This window comes from Parabacteroides merdae ATCC 43184 (genome assembly GCF_025151215.1).
GTDB lineage: Bacteria > Bacteroidota > Bacteroidia > Bacteroidales > Tannerellaceae > Parabacteroides > Parabacteroides merdae.
On the sequence record NZ_CP102286.1, the window covers coordinates 1,039,066 to 1,056,803 of the forward strand.

Below are 17,738 nucleotides of genomic sequence, written 5' to 3' on the forward strand. Positions count from 1 at the left end.
CTAATTATGATAATGACCCCGACAGCCCATTTTCATGCGGCAGCCGGGGTTTGCTGTTTTTCCGTCTTGTCGTCCGAGTGGCTGTCCTCTTTTTGCAGGACGGTTCTGGTGATGTTTTCGCGGAGCAACTTATCACGATAGGTGATATTGAATTTAATTTCTTTTGAAGCTCCTGTACAGTGTTCCATCTGGTGATTTCCGGATTAGTTGCTTTCAAAAGAAAGTCGGATACAAATGTCTGTTTTTTTTAATCGGGAAGACGAGATTATGGAATAAGCCATTATCTTTGCACCTGATTTAGAAAAGATGATGAACTATGACACTTCCGGAAGATCCGATGATGCTTTTCAGCTTCATCAATATGAAATTACGTGATAATTATTCTTCTCTTGATGAACTGTGTGACGATATGCATCTTCAAAAAGAGATGCTTGTCCAGAAACTGAAGAGTGCAGGATTCGAGTATAGTCAAGAGAATAACAAGTTTTGGTAATCGATGGAAGGAGATGACGTCCATTTGAAAAGTTGACTTGTCTCCACATGCCATGGCAGCGATGAAAAGCGAAGAAAAAGATGACCTGTTATTCTGAAAAAGTAAATTGTTGTTTGCAAGGCAGCCGATAGAAGATTGTTGATTGTGATTTTGGTGCAGTTGCCCTGAAGTCCTGCTGTATAGTGTAAGATTTATTCGTATATTTGCTATCATTGTAATAAAAATAAAAAAGATATGAAAACAAGATTGATGATGTTTGTGGCGGTTATCGCCTTGTTTGTTTTTAATGGTTGCAGCGATTCCAAAGAATCGTATGTGAAAGATTTCAAGAAGTTTATCGAAAAGGTGGAAGCAGCCGGAAGCGATTATACAGAAGAAGACTGGAAGAAAGCCGATGAAAAGTTCGAAACTTTTACTGGTGACCGTTATGAGAAGTTCAGTTCCGAACTGACAATAGATGAGCAGATAGAGATTACCAAACTGAAAGCAACCTATGCAACCCGTAGAGGACTTTCGAATTTGAAGAACGGAGTTGACAAGCTCCTCGACAGCGATATACTTAAAATGGAAAAGAACAAAAAATAGCGTTTATAGAGTCTGATACCATGAAACTTAAATTATCCATTTTAGCTCTTTTTATCCTGGTTGCCATATCGGTGAAGGGGGCAGTTGTCGATACGTTGGCCGTTTACAGTGAGGCGATGAAAAAGAATGTCCAAGTCGTTGTCGTTTCTCCGGAGAATAATCATGTGCCGAAACCGGTTGTCTACCTGTTGCACGGATATGGAGGAAATGCGAAAACCTGGCTTTCCATGAAGCCGGAGTTGAAAGATATTGCAGATCGCGACGGCCTGATCTTTGTCTGTCCCGATGGCAAGAATAGTTGGTATTGGGACAGCCCGAAAGATCCGTCCTACCGTTATGAGACATTCGTTTCCTCCGAATTAGTCAAATATATCGATTCTGAATATTCGACAGTGAAAGATCGTTCCGGTCGTGCTATTACTGGGTTGAGCATGGGCGGACACGGAGCCATGTGGCTATCTTTTCGTCATAAGGATGTGTTTGGTGCGGCCGGTAGTACGAGTGGCGGAGTCGATATCCGACCGTTCCCCAATAATTGGGAGATGAACAAGCTGCTCGGAAACGAGAGCGACAATCAGGAGGTTTGGAACACTCATACGGCAATCATGCAAATTGACCGTATCAAGAACGGTGAACTGGCTATTATCTTCGATTGCGGTTACAGCGATTTCTTTTTCGAAGTGAATAACGACTTCCATAAGAAGCTGCTGAAATATAAGATCGACCATGATTTCCTTGTTCGTCCCGGATCACATAACGGTGAATACTGGAAGAACTCGATCGACTACCAAATCCTGTTCTTTAAGAAATTTTTCGATAAAAACAAGGGAAAGAATTAGGCTGGTATAGCCTAGTATCAAAACACCGGTGATTCGTTTTCAAAACACCGGTGATTCGTTTTCAAAACACCGGTGATTCGTTTTCAAAACACCGGTGATTCGTTTTCAAAACACCGGTGTTTTGCATATATAGGGATATGGTGGCTTGTCTTTTAGCTCAACCCTTCAATCACGCCGTCCACGATGTCGATACGTTTTGCCTGCGGGTCTTTCGGCAGTCCCGGCATGCGCATGATCTCGCCCATGATGACAACGATCATCTCTGCACCGTTGTTGATGATGATATCGCGCACTTTCAACTCGAAATTCTTGGCTACCCCGTAGGCTTTCGGATCGGAAGAGAACGAATACTGCGTCTTGGCGATGCAGATCGGATAGTGGGAGATTCCGAGACTTTCGATCTGCTTGATTTTCTTGTCCGCCAATGTCGTATAGACAACAGAGGCTGCTCCATAGATCTGTTCGGACACCTTTTTTATCTTGCTACGGATAGATTCGTCGTCCTCGTAGATGTATTTTAGCGGGGTGGAAGGTTTCTTTTCGATCGTGTCGACCACCAGTTTCGCGAGTTCGGCACCTCCTTCGCCACCGGCAGCAAATACGTTGTTCATACAGAAACCAACACCGATCTCGCGGCAATGTTCTGCGACCAGTGCGATTTCCTCGTCCGTATCGGATGCGTACCTGTTGAAAGTCACGATCACTTCCTGGCCGAAGCGTTTCATGTTCTCGACATGTTTGTCCAGATTCTCGAAACCGTTTTTCATCCCTTCGATATTCTGTTCCTTGATCTTGTTTTCCGGTACGCCTCCATGCAGCTTCAAGCTCTGGGCTGTCGCCACGATAACTGTCAGTTTCGGTGTCAGTCCGGCTTTGCGGCATTTGATGTCGAAGAACTTTTCAGCTCCTAGGTCGGCACCGAAGCCAGCCTCTGTAATGACGTAATCGCCATACGTCAGCGCCATCTTGGTCGCCAGAACGGAGTTGCAGCCGTGTGCGATGTTGGCGAATGGGCCTCCGTGTACGAATGCGGCCGTGTTTTCGGTTGTTTGCACCAGGTTGGGCAGGAGAGCGTCTTTCAGCAATACCGTGATCGCTCCGGCCACACCGAGATCGTTTACAGTGAAAGGCTTGTCATCGTTCGTATATCCCAACAGGATGTTGCCGATACGGCGTTTCAAGTCTTCGATGTCCGTTGCCAGGCAAAGGATCGCCATGATTTCCGAAGCGGGTGTGATGTCAAAACCTGTCTCCGTCGGTACACCGTTGGCCGATCCGCCCAAGCCGGAAACAATGTTGCGCAGGCTGCGGTCGTTCACGTCTAGTACGCGTTTCCATTTGATTTCTTTCAGACCTTCACAGGTATTACGCGTCTGGTAGATGTAATTGTCCAGCAATGCCGTGATCATATTGTGGGCAGAAGTAACCGCATGGAAATCCCCCGTAAAATGCAGGTTGATGTTTTCCATCGGCAACACCTGCGAGTATCCGCCTCCGGCAGCTCCGCCCTTCATGCCGAAGCATGGACCCAATGATGGTTCGCGCAAGGCAACGACCGCCTTTTTACCGATTTTGTTCAATCCTAAAGCCAGCCCGATTGAAACGGTCGTCTTACCGATACCCGCTTTCGTAGGAGTGATGGCTGTAACCAGGATAAGATTGTGTTGTCTGATCTTCTCTTCGTCGATCAGATGGATAGGTATCTTGGCGATGTATCTGCCGTAATTCTGAACTTCTTCACGAGGGATACCTAATCCGGTCGCGATTTCTTTTATCTTGCGCAGAGAAACCTCTCTTGCAATTTCTATGTCTGATTTCATGTCTTATGTGAGTTTAAGTGGAAAACAAAAGTAAATATATTTTTGTATAATAACAAAATGAAAAGTCAGGTAGTTTAGATACTATTGGATGATCATAAGGGAAAAGTATGGGAATATTTTCCTCTGGATTTGTTTCCGGTCGGAGGTGTAAAACTCTTCTCCGGTCCCGACATTCTCAAAATAATGGAAGTTCGTTTCCGGATGCAACCGGATGCAGGTATGGACGGCCTCCACACATTGGGACAGCTTCATGATGACGATCACATTACCGGTCTTGATCTTTTTCGACAATTCTTCCGCCGTCAGCATTCCGGGTATGACGATGATTTGTTCTTCCTGCTTGACAATATGCAAGCCGGCTAAAGCACCCGCTGCAATGAAAGCTGGTATTCCGGCGGTTCGTTCCACTTCGATGCGGTTCTCTTTGAATTTGTCGTATATATACTGTATGGAAGAATAGAACCCTGCATCGCCTTCCGCCACAATGACCACCTTTTTCTCTTTATCCCTGGCGGATATGGCCTTTTCATACAAGGTATCGTAGACTTTCCAGACTTCGGTCCGGTCTTTGCTCATCGGGAGCGTGAAGAACTGGACTACAGATTTCTCGATTTCCAGTTCTTCGATAATACGGGCCGCACGGGAGAGTAGTTGTCCGCTTTTGCTTATGGTGGCGGGGCAATAGATGATATCGGCCTGTCGGAGTTTTTTCAAGCCTTTCAAGGTGATCAGTTCGGGGTCTCCCGGACCGAGCGATACGAAGCAGATGGGGTACGACATGTGCGTTAGAATTATTTGGTGCGCAAAAGTGAGGAAAATTGCGGAACTTTCCAAATCTGCATTCCACAATTGTGGGGATAATTTCCACACTGCCTTTTCCACAGCCCGCTTTTTATTCTTTGGCATGCAATTTGTACTTGATGGAACGATTAGAAAAAGGTAAATAGATTGTTTAAGATTTTAGGTTATGAAGAAGTTTGTATTGATGGTGGCTATGGTGGTTTCGTGTGTCTGTATGGCTCAAAACAGTCATGCGCAGACTGGACGGGATGGGAATACGGATATCGATATGTTGAGTATGAAAAATTTCTATGCGATCGATATCGTCGATGTGGACCTTGCCGCACAGGAAGCGATTTACAACGCTTATGAAAATTGCTTGATCAAAGAGGTGTACAAGTCGAATGGTAGCGGTAGCCCTATCCAGTATAAGGTCTCTCTCGAGACGACTGACCAGCGGAATCTGGTTGTCGCTTTCGACGAAAGCGGCCATGTACTGAAAGTCATGCTAGAAGACGAATATTTGGCGGCTCGTAAGAAAAACTGATTTGTCTGCCACTTTTCTCTTGAAAGCAAAAGTAATATTATTATATTTGCCCTTTGAAACAGGTTTCCCTGTCCTCCTTACAGGACAGGAATGAAAAGGGAACCGGGTGGAAATCCCGGACAGACCACGCTGCTGTGAAACTTCGGTAACATACCGGCAATACTCAATGCCACTGATCGGGGGATCGGGAAGGTGTCCGGGGATGGAAGTAAGTCAGAAGACCTGCCGTTTCGGTTTTGAAGAGTCTCGTCCTCGTGGGGTGGACAACGCTCGCTCGGTTATAATAAAATAATATTGAATATGAAAAAATGCCTGGCAGGATGCTGCCTACTTATGTCGTTGTGTGTCGCATCCTCGTGTACGACCAAAAACAATCAACGGACCGATAAGGTGGAAACGACGGAAGAAAGCGCGTTTTCTGGTGTCCATATTGTACCCGAGTATGCCCGTGGTTTCGTATTATCCTATCGGAGCGGGTATGTCTTGCTGGATATCCAGGACCCGCAGAATGAGGAAAGTACGACTTTTCATTATGCGCTTGTCAGGAGAGGAACGAAACCGTCCGGCATCCCCGGATCGTATACTGTGATCGAGACACCCATCAGAAGTGTTGTCTGTATGACATCTTTGCAGTTGTCCAATTTTATCAAGATGGGCGAACTGGACAAGGTCGTAGGGGTGACCAGTACCCGGCATCTGTTCAATAGGGAGATGAACGAACGTCTCAAGAGCGGGAAGACCGCCAAAATCGGCATAGAAGGGAATTTCGACAACGAGGTGATCATGAGTATGAACCCAGACCTGATCCTTGTTTCGCCTTTTAAACGGGGCGGATATGAGACCTTGAAGGATGTCGGTATCCCATTGATCCCACATTTAGGCTATAAGGAGATGACGCCGTTGGGACAGGCGGAATGGGTGAAGTTCGTCGGCCTGTTGGTAGGACAGGAGCAAAAGGCAAACGAGACATTCGACGCTATCGCGGCCCGTTACAATGAATTGAAGGAGCTGACGGCGGAAGGAAAAGTGAAGAAACGCCCGGTCGTGTTGAGCGGCGAGATGCGGGGCGGTAACTGGTATGCCGTAGGAGGGGAGAGCTTTCTCGCCCAACTTTTCAAGGACGCCGGTGCTGACTATTTCCTCAAAAACGACAAACGTTCGGGAGGTGTGACACTTGATTTCGAAACTGTCTACAACCAGGGTGACGAAGCCGATTACTGGCGCATTGTGAACAGCTATCCGGGTACGTTCAGCTATGAGGCATTGAAGGAGCAGGACCCGCGTTATGCCGATTTCCGTGCCTTCAGAGAGAAAGGGATCATCTATTGCAACATGAAAGATACGCCTTTTTACGAAAGTATGCCGACCGAGCCGGAAGTCGTACTGGCCGACCTGCTGCATATATTCCATCCGGACCTGCTGCCCGATCATACACCTGTTTATTATGCACGGCTCAAATAAGTTGCACGAATGAGACATTCCACTACTTTTCTGATGTCGCTCATCGTAGCGTCTATCCTGGTCCTGATGTTCCTGAATTTGGTGTTAGGGTCGGTGTCTATCCCGTTGAAGTCTGTCTGGAACATTATTTGCGGACTGGGAGACGAGCCGGTGACCTGGCAGAATATCGTCTGGAAATCACGTCTTCCGCAGGCATTGACAGCTTTGGTGGCGGGAGCGGGCCTGGCGATAAGCGGCTTGCAGATGCAGACTGTTTTCCGGAATCCACTGGCGGGACCTTCTGTGCTGGGGATCAGCTCCGGTGCGAGCATGGGCGTGGCCTTTGTGGTACTGCTGAGCGGTAGCCTCGGAGGGGTTGCGCTTAGTAAATTGGGGTTTATGGGAGAAATCGCGCTTTCGATAGCAGCCGTGATCGGTTCGCTCTCGGTGATGGCGTTAATCGTATATGTGTCGCAGAAGGTGAAAGGGAACGTGACGCTGCTGATCATCGGCGTGATGATCGGCTACGTGGCGAATGCGGTGATCGGCGTGCTGAAGTTCTTCAGCGTGGAGGAGGATATTCGCGCCTATGTGATCTGGGGGTTAGGCAGCTTCTCACGTGTTTCCGGCAACCAGATGATGCTGTTTGTTGCGATCATGGCGATTCTGATCCCTTTGTCGTTCCTGTTGATCAAGACGTTGAACCTGATGCTGCTTGGCGACGGCTATGCCCGTAACTTGGGATTGAACATCAAGCGGGCACGTCTTTTGGTGATCACCTCGGCAGGAGTGCTGACGGCGATCGTGACGGCCTATTGTGGACCGGTCATCTTTCTTGGCCTGGCCGTCCCGCACCTGTGCCGGGCCATTTTTCAAACATCCGACCATAGGGTCCTGATGCCTGCCGTCCTGTTTGCCGGTGCCGCATTGGCACTCGTCTGCAACTTGATTGCCCGGATGCCCGGCTTCGAAGGGGCTTTGCCGGTCAATTCGGTGACTGCCCTAATCGGTGCTCCGGTAGTGGCCTCCGTTCTATTCCGTAAACGTAAAAACGAACTGAACGAATGATGAGACAAGATACGATTCATATAAACGATCTCTCTATCGGTTATCGGACAAAGAATGATACCAAGTTGGTGGCGAGCCATATACAGGCCCGGATTTATAGTGGAGAATTAACCTGCCTCTTAGGAGCGAACGGAGTCGGGAAGTCGACGCTTCTGCGCACGCTGTCGGCTTTCCAGCCGAAGCTGGGAGGCGAGATCGCCGTCTTGGGACGTGATATGGACAGTTATTCGGACAAGGAACTGAGCACGACGATCGGTGTGGTCCTGACGGAGAAGTGTGACATCCGGAATATGTCCGTGCGGGAATTGGTCGAGATGGGACGCAGTCCCTACACCGGTTTTTGGGGACGGTTGGACAAGGAGGACAAGCAGGTCGTGGAAGAATCGATCGCCTTGGTACGGATTGAGAACCTGGCCTCCCGCATGGTGCACACCCTGTCGGACGGAGAACGGCAGAAGGTCATGATCGCCAAGGCACTGGCTCAGGAAACACCTGTTATCTTTCTGGACGAGCCGACTGCTTTCCTCGATTTTCCGAGCAAGGTGGAGATCATGCAATTGCTCCACCATCTGACGCGAAGCACGAACAAGACGATTTTCCTCTCCACGCACGATCTCGAACTGGCGCTCCAGATCGCCGACAAGATTTGGCTGATGGACCGGACGAACGGGATTACGCCTGGTACGCCCGAAGACCTCGCCCTGAGCGGCCACTTGAGCGGTTTCTTCGCCCGCAAGGGAATCGTGTTCGACACGGAGACCGGCTTGTTCCGCATCGATAACCGGTATTCGAAAGAAATACGCCTGATCGGGCATGGACAGAAATATGCGATGGTCCGCAAGGCACTCCAGCGGAACGGTATACGTGCCGATCGGCATGTGGAGTCGCCTGTATGGATCGAGACGGGCGATCTGTCTGTCGGTTCCGCATTCCTGATCCACCATCTTGACGGACGTACGCTGGCGGCCGATACCATAGAATCTCTCTTGCAGGAGCTTTCTGTTTGACAAAAAAGCCTAAAAGGAAAAACTTTTCCCACTTCATTTGTTATTTCTATCAAAGAAGAATAATAGAGTCCTCGGAGAAGCAATTGGTAAATTATCCTATACTTTCCGTAACTCGGATAAAATTAAATGATATGAGAAAGTATTTCCTTTATGCTTGCCTGTTGTTCGCTGGCGTGTTTACCGCTTGCGATAACGATGATTCGGACGGGATCGACCCCTCGATCCCTTTTTATCAGAATTTGGGTGTCGAATATAATGTTACGCAGAACCATACCCATATAGGCGCAAATTTCAATAAATATAACAGCGAAGGGGCCAATCTGCGCCTGCCGGCCAAAGGTATTCTCTTTAACGGAAAAGTGCCGGACTTTTTAGGAATGGGAGCTTATATGTATATGCTGTCGGAATCCGGGCTGGACCCGGTCACGTTCACCTTTTCCCGTTGGAAAGACCAGGTCTATACAAACAAGGCCTCTATCGACGATGTCGATCCAATCGCTCTTCCCGAATCCCTGACATCCGTCAAAGGCAATGGCGCAACCATTATCACTTGGGTAGGAAAGCCGATCGGGAAGGACGAGTATGTCCAGGTGCACCTGACCTACAGCGGCGGTGTTTATGATATCAACAATACGCAGGAAGGCGCGACCTCCATCACGCTAAACTTTACGAATCCGACTTCTGCCACCAAAGGAACCCTGTTCTTGAGCCGTGTCAGAGAACTTCCTTTACAGGAGAGCAACGGTGATGCGGGAGGAAAAATCGATGTCTCCTACGTGCAGAACAAGGATGTTACATTTGAATAATCACGCTTGAAAGGTTATTTTCCCACTTTCCGAAATCAGCAGAACGGATAGTTTCCCGTTGGGAAGCAAGGGGGTACAATGCTCTCGGCATTTCTGTAACAGAAGTGGGAAGAAACTTTGTTGTTCGGTCTTGCTGAACAGTTCCCATAGTTCTCTGGCCAGCGTCAGGGAATCTATTTTTTGTACGGACTCTGGTTTGCAACCCGCCTTTGCAGCCAATTCTTTCAGAAAGGCTTTGTTCATGACGACCTTTTTGCTGTGCGTATCCAGTGCTCCTTCCGCTAGTTTGACGGCTTTGCCAATCATGATTCCCATGACGACTTCGTCAAATTGCAGTTCGGCAGCTATTTTCAGTGTCTTTCCGATGAAGTTCCCGTAGTGCACAAACATTTGCGGAGGAAGTTCTTCCGACAGCCGTTCCGACAGGTAGCCTTTCAGGAAACGTTCACTTTTCGCTCCTGAGTTGATGACGAGGCGAGAACATCCTATTGCTTTTGCAACTTCGGCTTCTTTCCGGATCGAGGCGAGAAAGGCATCGTTCGAGAAAGGGCGTACGATGCCGGATGTCCCGATGATCGAGATTCCGCCGATGATTCCCAACTTCGGATTGAATGTCCGGGCAGCTAACTCTTTCCCTCCCGGAACGGAGATCGTGACGACCACCTCCTTTATCTTGCCGGACAGGCCGTTTTCCTCCAGTATTGTTGTCAATTCTCCAGTAATCAGACGGCGGGGAGTGGCGTTGATGGCTGGTCCTCCAATTTCGAGGCCGAGGCCGGGAAGCGTCACCGTTCCTACTCCTTCACCAGCCCGGAACAGGAAGGCGGGGGTAGGGGATTGCCCAGCCTGTAACTCGATACGGGCGATAACGGAACAGCCGTTTGTCACGTCCGGATCGTCGCCGGAGTCCTTTATAACCGTGCATAGGGCGGCGTTGTCCGCCCATTCGGTAGCGGCGACAGGGAGCATGATCTTTTCCCCGGAAGGGAGCGTGATGCAACTAACGGTTTGTTCCGTTCGGTTCAGGAGGGCGACTAAGGCGGCTTTGGCGGCAGCCGTAGCACATGTGCCGGTCGTGAAACCGCTCCGGAGCGGGAAGAAGCCGGGAGCGAGGCGTTCGATGGCTTTACGAAGTCCTTCCATGCCTTGCACAAAAGTGAAACTGTCAGGCAGGGGAGGGCGTTGTATGACATAAACGGGAATGCCGCAGGCTTGTGCTGCTTCGACCTTTTCCTTGAAATATCCGCTTTCCCCACTTTCCTTTGTCAGTACGGCATCTGGATGAAGCTGGTCCAGCAGCTTCTTCTCGTCTTCTCCTTCATGGAAAAAAATAATCCGTTCCTTTGGGAATCCGTCGGATTCAGCCAGCGAAAGAGACTCTTTCCGGTTCAGGATACGGAACCAGCAGGGCGTCTGCTCCCAGTAAGGACGCAGTTTCGCAATGGTCTTGACGCCTGTCAGGGCCAATAGGTTGCAGATCCCGTCCGCACGTAGGCGGTCGATGGCGGCGGCATAATCCGTGCACCATATCAACCGCTTGTCATGTGCGGGGTATTGCCTTTCCAACCGGACGACCGGAATCCGGAGACGGGAGGAAACCTTTGCAAGCGTCCGATGCAATCGGATGGCGAAAGGGTGGGCGGCATCGACTAGCAACGAGATTTTTTTCTCGCGGCAGAATTGTGCCATCTTTTCTTCGTCCATACCACCGGTGAGGCGAATGGCATGAACGGCTTCTATCGCCTGTTCGTTGCCGACTGTCGAGTAGTAGTAGGGTTTGCCAGCGCTCTCGACGACTTGTACGGCCTTGCGGCCTTCGGTTGTTCCTCCTAAGATCAGTATCATAATGTTTCTGTTGTTCTCTTGTCTTTACCGGTAATATAGCAGGGGGGCATCCTCTCTGGTGAGTACTTGCCTGGCAGCTATGAGGTATCATGCCTGATAGCTATGAGGTTCCGTACCTCCTACTTATGAGGTATCATGCCTCATAGGTAGGAGGTGGCCCCTCACTAACGGCGGTACAGATGTTTGAACTCCTCGGCGTAGAGACGTGATACCCCCGTGCGGTTGTCTATGGCATCACCGACGACTAACAAGGTCGTCAGTGTCAGATTGTTTTCTTTTACGATCTGTTCCAGGTCTTTCAATTCGCCTCGGTAGATGCGTTCGTCTTTCCAGGTCAACTTGTAGCAGGCGGCTACCGGTGTCGTTGGCGGGTAATGTTCCAGAAGTTCTTTCTGGACTTGTCCGGCAATGCCGGCGCTCAGGAAGATGCACATTGTGCTTTGGCTGGCGGCTAGTTTATGCAGCTGCTCTTTCTCCGGCATGGGGGTACGTCCTTCACCACGCGTCAGGATGATGGTTTGCACCTTTTCAGGAATAGTGAACTGGGAACGGAGAGCTGCAGCAGCAGCTTGGAACGAGGAGATTCCCGGTGTGATATGGTAACTCATGCCATAGCGGTCGAAGAATGCCATCTGTTCTTGTATCGCCCCATAAATGCAGGGGTCACCTGTGTGCAAGCGTACGATGAACTTCCCTTTGTCATAGAACTTTTTTATAAGGGCGAATTGTTCTTCCAGGTTCATGTCGGCAGAACTGCGAATCGTCGATCCTTTCTTGGCGCATAGGGTGAGTTCTTTGGGGACGAGGCTTCCGGCATAGAGGATCAGGTCTGCATTTTCCAGCATCCGCCGGCCCCGGATGGAGATCAGTTCTGGATCGCCCGGTCCGGCTCCGACAATTTCGATATGTCCATGTCCCTGTTTCCCTTTTTGCTGACTATCTTCTTCGTCCTGTATTGCCGATTTGCTGATGGCTATCGCATAAGTGAAGTCTTTCGTCTGCCCCTTTTGTTTTCCCACCAATAATGGGCCTCCTTCCGCACTCAGGATGGCCGCTGCCTCCGCGACGCTTCCCGACCCGGTGGCTTTCTTTACTGTGGAAGAAGGATGGGGTACGGGGATTTTGTCCAGTACCTCTGCCGGATAGGTCTTGAACGGGCTGCGCAGGTAGGTGTCTGCCAGTTCCTTTAATATCGGTTCTTCTTTCTTTAGGTCGATGGAGGAGACGTCGGCTATGCTCTTCAGGTTGAACCTGTAGAAAATGGAGCAGATATACAGGTCCGTGAGGACGGACTTCATGTCTGTCAATCCCTTTTTACATCCGATACCTAAGTGAAGCACTTTCGGGAAGAATGATAGGCAGGGGATAGGGGATTTGTGGTAGTAAGTGGGACTGACCGTGATCAGCAGCTCGTATTTTTCGAGGTCGATATCTTTATATTTATAAAAGACATCGACGTGCGGGGGACAGGTTTCCTTCATATAGTCCGTCTCCTTCGTGCGAATATCGAGCAGGAGGGCGGTCGGTCGACAGTTGACGAAACGGGCGACACATTCGTTCATGGCCTTTTCCCTCGATGCATTAAACGTTTCCTCGTCTATCTTCTCGAAATCGGTTTGGAAGAAACTGATTATGCCTTCTTGTGGGTTGTAGACATCCTGTTCCCAGCCATATTGTTTCGCGAAGGTGTCCAGTGCCCAAAGTCCCTGGTTGTCACTCTGTGTCGTGACAACCGCTTCGGCGTCCAGTATGCGGGCCAATTCATGTGTCAGTTCGTTCGCCCCACCGATATGACCGGATAGTACCGATACGACATATTTGCCGGTACTGTCGAGGCAGATGACTGCCGGGTCCGTGTACTTGCTCTTGATGTAGGGAGCGATACTCCGTACGCAGATACCCATCGCCCCGATAAACACAATCGTTTCCGATTTATCGAAAAGATTGCCAGTCAGCTCTTTGAAAGAGGTGACTGGTTCGATGTCGTTATCTGCTTCTCTACAATAGATGACAGTTTTGCCTGGATATTCGTCCCGGATTTTGCGTGCTAACGACAGACTACTTGCCGAAACCACAAGAATGTTCAGTGTATTTTTAGACATAATTTTTACCCGTTGCGCAAAGGATTGTAATAGGATTATTGGAATCGAGCGTAATGTTTATTTCTGAATGTAGTTTCAGACCGTTTTCTGCAACCGCCTCCCGGAAGAGCTTGCTGCTTTCTTCTGAAACGGAGTTAAAAACGATCTTGCCGTTCAGACTGTTCAAGTGGGAAGCTACCTTGCGGATGATTTCTTTCAGCTTGCCGCCATGACCGCCGATAAAGACTGCATCGACAATCGTGTTCTTTTCGATTGACAGATTGAGGAAGTTACCAATACGCAGGTCTATGCCTGGAGCGCTGTGCAGCCGTGTGTTTGCCCGGATGATGTTCTCGCACTCTTTCCGCACTTCAAAAGCTTGGATATCTAGATGAGGATACTGGCGCCGCGCTTCGATTGAAACCGAGCCGGTACAGGCGCCGATATCCCAGAAGTAGCGGCTGTTATGCAGTTCTAACAGGCTTAGGTCTATCACTCGTATCGGTGCTTTGGTAATCATTTTTGTCCGGTCATTCAGCAAGATAAATTTCGTGTCAGGTATGCCTAAGGCTGGTCGTTGTAATGCGCAGTTTGGAGCCTTCATTAGCAGAACACAGTTTGGATTGGTGAAACTCATTTCGCTGATTTCCTCGATCGAGTAGATTTTATAGATTTTCTCTTTCTTCGGGTTGCCTAAATGTTCGGCTACCCACATGGTGTAATCCCTGTCCAGATGATATTCCATCATCCTCTTGGCTATAGCCCTGGGCGTATGGACACGGTCGGTTAGCACACCGATCAGCGGTCGGTATTCCAGCAACGCCCGGTCGAGTTCGTGCCATGGTCGTCCGGTAACGGACACGGCGTGCATGTTCTCATACGGAATTTGTTCATGGTGTGCGAACATCTGCAATGAGTTGAAGTAGGGAAACACTTTCATGCCTACTCCTAAAAGGTTTTTCCGGATGGTGGAAGCGAAGCCGAAAAAGAACGGGTCTCCCGAAACGAAGGAGACGATCACTTTGCCTTCCTGGATCAACCGGCTGTATTCTGCAAGGACGGCATTTATTGGAGCCTTGATTTCGATCCATACCGCATCGGCGGGTAGGAATGGTTTCACAATTTCGTAATGCCGCTTCCCTCCGGAGAAGATGTTGTCGTGTTTGACATTTTTGATAATGACTTCTATATGCTTAGGCTGTGGATTGTCGTCCATCCCGATCATATAGATGTGCGTTTTGCCGTAAGCTTCTACAATTTCTTGAGTTCTCATACGTCTCTACCTGGTTTTAATTGTTTTGCATCATTGTAGCATAAAATCGCATTTACCAAAGTCGCGGCGAGGTTGCTACCACCTTTCCGTCCTTCGATGATGAGTTTAGGAATAGAGACAAACGGCTTTACCATGTGTTTGGATTCCTGTACGTGTACGAAACCGACAGGAGCGGCAATAATGCCGGCGGGAATGGCTTTCCCTTTCCTTATCAGGTCACAAAGTTCCATTAATGCGGTCGGCGCATTGCCGAATACATATAAAGCGCTGGGATGTTCCTGTACGGCAAGCCGGATGCCAGCTTGTGTGCGGGTGATCCCTTTTTCTGTTGCAAGTTGTACGGTGCGCTCGTCTTGCAAATAGCATTTCACCTCGATCCCCATACGCTGCAAAGCTCCTTTGCGGATGCCGGAAGCAGCCATTGTGACGTCTGTGATGATGGTGCGCACCTCCCCCCGGCTGAATTTTCCGTAAAGGGAAGCCACCGCGTGATCGTCGATCCGTAGGATATTTTCCATATCGAAATCGGCTGTCGTGTGGATGGCATGGAGCAAAGCCCATTTCTTGTCGAGCGGTATTTCTTTGTTCTTGAGTTCTTTCTCGATGGTGCGAAAGCTGCGGATCATGATGTCCTGGCCGATCCCGACATCTGTTTTCATCTTGATCTCTCCGTAATAGCCGCGTGGTGTGATGAATTTACCGTCGGCCTCATATGACTGCGAGTTCCCGATCAGGATGACAGTGAACATGTCGACCTGCTCAGGGTCGAACTCTGCCAGCGTGGTCAGGTTGACGACCTGCTCTTCGCGTCCGGCCTGACGGACATAGCCGACCGGTGTTTCGGGTACACGTTCTTCGAGGAACAGCTCCTTGAGACGATGCAACTGCCAGTAGCGCCCTTCGCTTTTCGGATTGTAGATGGCTGTCACGAAGTCGCCGATAGCGGCGGCCCGTATGCGTTTTTCGATCCGTAGCCAGGGAGTCATCAGGTCGGAGAGGGAGATGATACAGAGATCATGCCCGATAGGTGCCCCCAGAAGCGAAGCCGCCTTTTGGAACGCACTGATACCGGGCACTACCTCGATCTCCACTTGCGGCGCCTCTTTCATCGTCCGCATTTCATATATCAACGGGGCCATCCCGTAGATTCCGGCATCACCAGAACTGATCACTGTCACTGTTTTACCTTCCGAAGCGTATTTGTAGGCCTCTTCGGCACGTATTTTCTCGCGCTTCATCCCAGTATCGATACATTGGGTATCCGGGTGAATTATATCCTGTATAAACTGGAAATAATAGTTATATCCGATGATCACATCCGACTGCCTGATGGCTGATAATGCCGCAGGCGTTATGTCATCGCGATTTCCCGGTCCAATGCCGACAACAGTAATTTTCCCTTTGTTCATATGAGCTGTTTGTAAATTAACAGAAAACAAAGGTACGATTTATTTATTTAGTTTTCCTCTGCGGGTTGATATAAATATCGTTTAATACTCCGTTTCGGTGTCTTTTCGAATTCTTCCTGATAAAGCTTGAAGCAAGATACTTTGCTGTAGGCGGGCATTTCAGTGTTCAGTTGGTCGATGTTCTGCTGCATCAGCTCTTCGATTTCGGAGTGTTGGATGCCTGCCTTGTCCACTTGTTCCCAGTCCGGATAGATCAGGGCGACCAGTTTACCTCCCTGAGAAATGATCAACGACTCCGCCACGTACAGCATATTGTTTAGGCGGTCTTCGATCTCTTCGGGATAGATATTCTGTCCGTTGGAGCTTAGGATCATACTTTTGCTTCGTCCGCGGATGTAAAGGAAACCGTCTTTGTCAAGTGTTCCCAAGTCACCTGTCCGTAGCCAGCCGTCGGGTAGCATCACAGCCTTTGTTGCCTCTGGATTCTTGTAGTAGCCTAACATCACGTTCATGCCGCGAACCAGGATTTCGCCTACTTCGTTTTCCGGATCGTTCGAGTCGATCCGGATTTCCATGCGGTCAACGACACGACCCACCGAGCCTTGCTTGAACGTGTCCCACTGTTCGTAGGAAACCAGTGGGCCGCATTCCGTCATCCCATAGCCAACCGTATAACGGAAGTCGATGGATTTGAGAAACGTCTCTACCTCTTTATTGATGGCTGCACCACCAATCACGATTTCGCCGAAGTTCCCACCGAAAGAGGCTTCCAGCTTTTGGGCGATCTTCTCGCGTACCTTTTGGTCGATGTATGGCACTTTCAACAGCAATTTGATCAATGGCTTTTCCAGTTCGGGAAAGACCTTGTTCTTGATGATCTTCTCGATAATGAGTGGCACGGCAAGGATCAGCGCCGGTCGAATCGTCGCAAATGCCTCTGCGATGATTTTTGGACTCGGCGTGCGTGTCAGGAAATGAACGTGGCAGCCTTTGTTGACGGAGTTCAGCACTTCGAACGCTAACCCGTACATGTGCGCCATCGGTAACATACAGACAATGTTGTCTCCTGGATGTATGAAAGGAAGACGGTCGTAGGCGAACTGTGTGTTGCTCCACAAACTGCGGTAGGGGATCATGACTCCTTTCGAGAAGCTGGTCGTGCCGGACGTATAGTTCAAGACAGCCAATTCCTCCGGGTCTTCGATATGATATTTCACATCGTTGGCGGTGAAAGAACGGGGATATTTCTTGCCAAAATATTCGTTGATGCGATCGCGTATGGTGCGTACCTCCTTATTTTTGCAATCGATAATGGAGAAGTTGTCCAGCATCATGAATAGCTTGACATCCGGCATCATCTTTTCGTTCATGTTCTCCCAGTTGCTGGAGCCTGCCAGTACGGCTTTTGCTCCCGAATGGTTGACGATGTGATGGATATTGTCGGGTTTGAACTCATGCAGGATCGGCACGGCAACAGCTCCGTAAGCCAATATTCCGAAAAAGCAGATTGCCCAGTTGGAGGAGTTGCGTCCGACGATGGCCACTTTGTCGCCTTTCTTGATACCGGCATGTTCCAGTAGGATGTGAAACTTTTCTATCCGCCGTGCGACGTCTTTGAAATGGAAGGTATGTCCATTGTAATCGGAGAAGGCGGGGAGGTCCCAATGCTCCTTTATGCTTCTCTCTATAAGGTCCAAGAAACGATTATCCATAGTGATATAATTTAAAAAAGAACCGGAATATCC

Annotated in this window: 16 protein-coding genes and 1 riboswitch; of the genes, 8 read left to right on the forward strand and 8 right to left on the reverse strand. The window is 49.3% G+C overall.

The annotated features are described in order from the left end of the window. Positions 1 to 32: 32 nt before the first annotated feature. A complete protein-coding gene (locus NQ542_RS04090; RefSeq protein ID WP_005639395.1) occupies positions 33 to 188 on the reverse strand; it encodes a hypothetical protein in 156 nt (51 codons plus the stop codon). Positions 189 to 316: 128 nt separating this feature from the next. Here NQ542_RS04090 and NQ542_RS04095 point away from each other — a divergent pair, with 128 nt between their 5' ends. From NQ542_RS04095 to NQ542_RS04105, 3 genes are all read left to right on the forward strand, one after another. After that, positions 317 to 493, forward strand: a complete 177-nt coding sequence (locus NQ542_RS04095; protein ID WP_005639397.1) for a DUF4250 domain-containing protein — start codon at positions 317 to 319, stop codon at positions 491 to 493. Between the two features lie 234 nt (positions 494 to 727). Beyond that, positions 728 to 1,078, forward strand: a complete 351-nt coding sequence (locus tag NQ542_RS04100) for a DUF6565 domain-containing protein (RefSeq protein ID WP_005639400.1) — start codon at positions 728 to 730, stop codon at positions 1,076 to 1,078. Between the two features lie 20 nt (positions 1,079 to 1,098). After that, positions 1,099 to 1,917 carry an alpha/beta hydrolase gene (locus NQ542_RS04105; protein WP_005639402.1) on the forward strand — a complete coding sequence of 273 codons (819 nt, stop codon included), beginning with the start codon at positions 1,099 to 1,101 and terminating at the stop codon, positions 1,915 to 1,917. Positions 1,918 to 2,069: 152 nt separating this feature from the next. Here the strand turns inward: NQ542_RS04105 and NQ542_RS04110 are convergent, their stop codons facing one another. Further along, positions 2,070 to 3,737 carry a formate--tetrahydrofolate ligase gene (locus NQ542_RS04110; protein ID WP_005639403.1) on the reverse strand — a complete coding sequence of 556 codons (1,668 nt, stop codon included), beginning with the start codon at positions 3,735 to 3,737 and terminating at the stop codon, positions 2,070 to 2,072. Positions 3,738 to 3,818: 81 nt separating this feature from the next. Further along, the gene (locus NQ542_RS04115; protein WP_005649923.1) at positions 3,819 to 4,517 is read right to left on the reverse strand and encodes a precorrin-2 C(20)-methyltransferase; all 699 of its coding nucleotides are present in this window, start codon (positions 4,515 to 4,517) and stop codon (positions 3,819 to 3,821) included. A 187-nt stretch (positions 4,518 to 4,704) separates the two neighbouring features. On the opposite strand from NQ542_RS04115, the gene NQ542_RS04120 reads away from it, so the two are divergent. The 5 genes from NQ542_RS04120 to NQ542_RS04140 all read left to right on the forward strand — a co-directional run bounded on the left by NQ542_RS04120 (position 4,705) and on the right by NQ542_RS04140 (position 9,385). Further along, entirely contained in the window at positions 4,705 to 5,064 is a 360-nt protein-coding gene (locus NQ542_RS04120; protein ID WP_005639408.1) for a hypothetical protein, read from the forward strand. A gap of 42 nt (positions 5,065 to 5,106) precedes the next feature. Beyond that, positions 5,107 to 5,308: riboswitch (cobalamin riboswitch) on the forward strand. 56 nt (positions 5,309 to 5,364) lie between these two features. Further along, complete coding sequence (locus NQ542_RS04125) at positions 5,365 to 6,525, forward strand: ABC transporter substrate-binding protein (RefSeq protein WP_005649921.1); 1,161 nt, start codon at positions 5,365 to 5,367, stop codon at positions 6,523 to 6,525. A gap of 9 nt (positions 6,526 to 6,534) precedes the next feature. Continuing rightward, positions 6,535 to 7,572 (forward strand): iron ABC transporter permease, encoded by a 1,038-nt coding sequence (locus tag NQ542_RS04130; protein ID WP_005643707.1) that lies wholly within the window; start codon positions 6,535 to 6,537, stop codon positions 7,570 to 7,572. Continuing rightward, a complete protein-coding gene (locus NQ542_RS04135) occupies positions 7,572 to 8,579 on the forward strand; it encodes an ABC transporter ATP-binding protein (protein ID WP_036724155.1) in 1,008 nt (335 codons plus the stop codon). The genes NQ542_RS04130 and NQ542_RS04135 overlap by 1 nt, the downstream gene beginning before the upstream one ends. A 131-nt stretch (positions 8,580 to 8,710) precedes the next feature. Next, positions 8,711 to 9,385: a hypothetical protein gene (locus tag NQ542_RS04140; protein ID WP_005649919.1), complete on the forward strand. Its 675-nt coding sequence runs from the start codon at positions 8,711 to 8,713 to the stop codon at positions 9,383 to 9,385. Here NQ542_RS04140 and cbiD read toward each other — a convergent pair whose 3' ends face one another. The 5 genes from cbiD to NQ542_RS04165 form a co-directional block, all read right to left on the reverse strand. Then, on the reverse strand, positions 9,386 to 11,230 hold the full coding sequence (cbiD, locus tag NQ542_RS04145; protein WP_005639418.1) for a cobalt-precorrin-5B (C(1))-methyltransferase CbiD: 1,845 nt from the start codon (positions 11,228 to 11,230) through the stop codon (positions 9,386 to 9,388). A gap of 164 nt (positions 11,231 to 11,394) precedes the next feature. After that, complete coding sequence (gene cobM, locus NQ542_RS04150; protein WP_005639420.1) at positions 11,395 to 13,332, reverse strand: precorrin-4 C(11)-methyltransferase; 1,938 nt, start codon at positions 13,330 to 13,332, stop codon at positions 11,395 to 11,397. Beyond that, positions 13,325 to 14,584 carry a precorrin-6y C5,15-methyltransferase (decarboxylating) subunit CbiE gene (cbiE, locus tag NQ542_RS04155; RefSeq protein WP_005639421.1) on the reverse strand — a complete coding sequence of 420 codons (1,260 nt, stop codon included), beginning with the start codon at positions 14,582 to 14,584 and terminating at the stop codon, positions 13,325 to 13,327. Before cbiE ends, cobM begins: the two co-directional genes overlap by 8 nt. Continuing rightward, on the reverse strand, positions 14,581 to 15,993 hold the full coding sequence (cobJ, locus tag NQ542_RS04160; protein ID WP_005639423.1) for a precorrin-3B C(17)-methyltransferase: 1,413 nt from the start codon (positions 15,991 to 15,993) through the stop codon (positions 14,581 to 14,583). Before cobJ ends, cbiE begins: the two co-directional genes overlap by 4 nt. A 47-nt stretch (positions 15,994 to 16,040) precedes the next feature. Further along, entirely contained in the window at positions 16,041 to 17,705 is a 1,665-nt protein-coding gene (locus NQ542_RS04165) for an AMP-binding protein (RefSeq protein ID WP_005639425.1), read from the reverse strand. Positions 17,706 to 17,738: the final 33 nt, after the last annotated feature.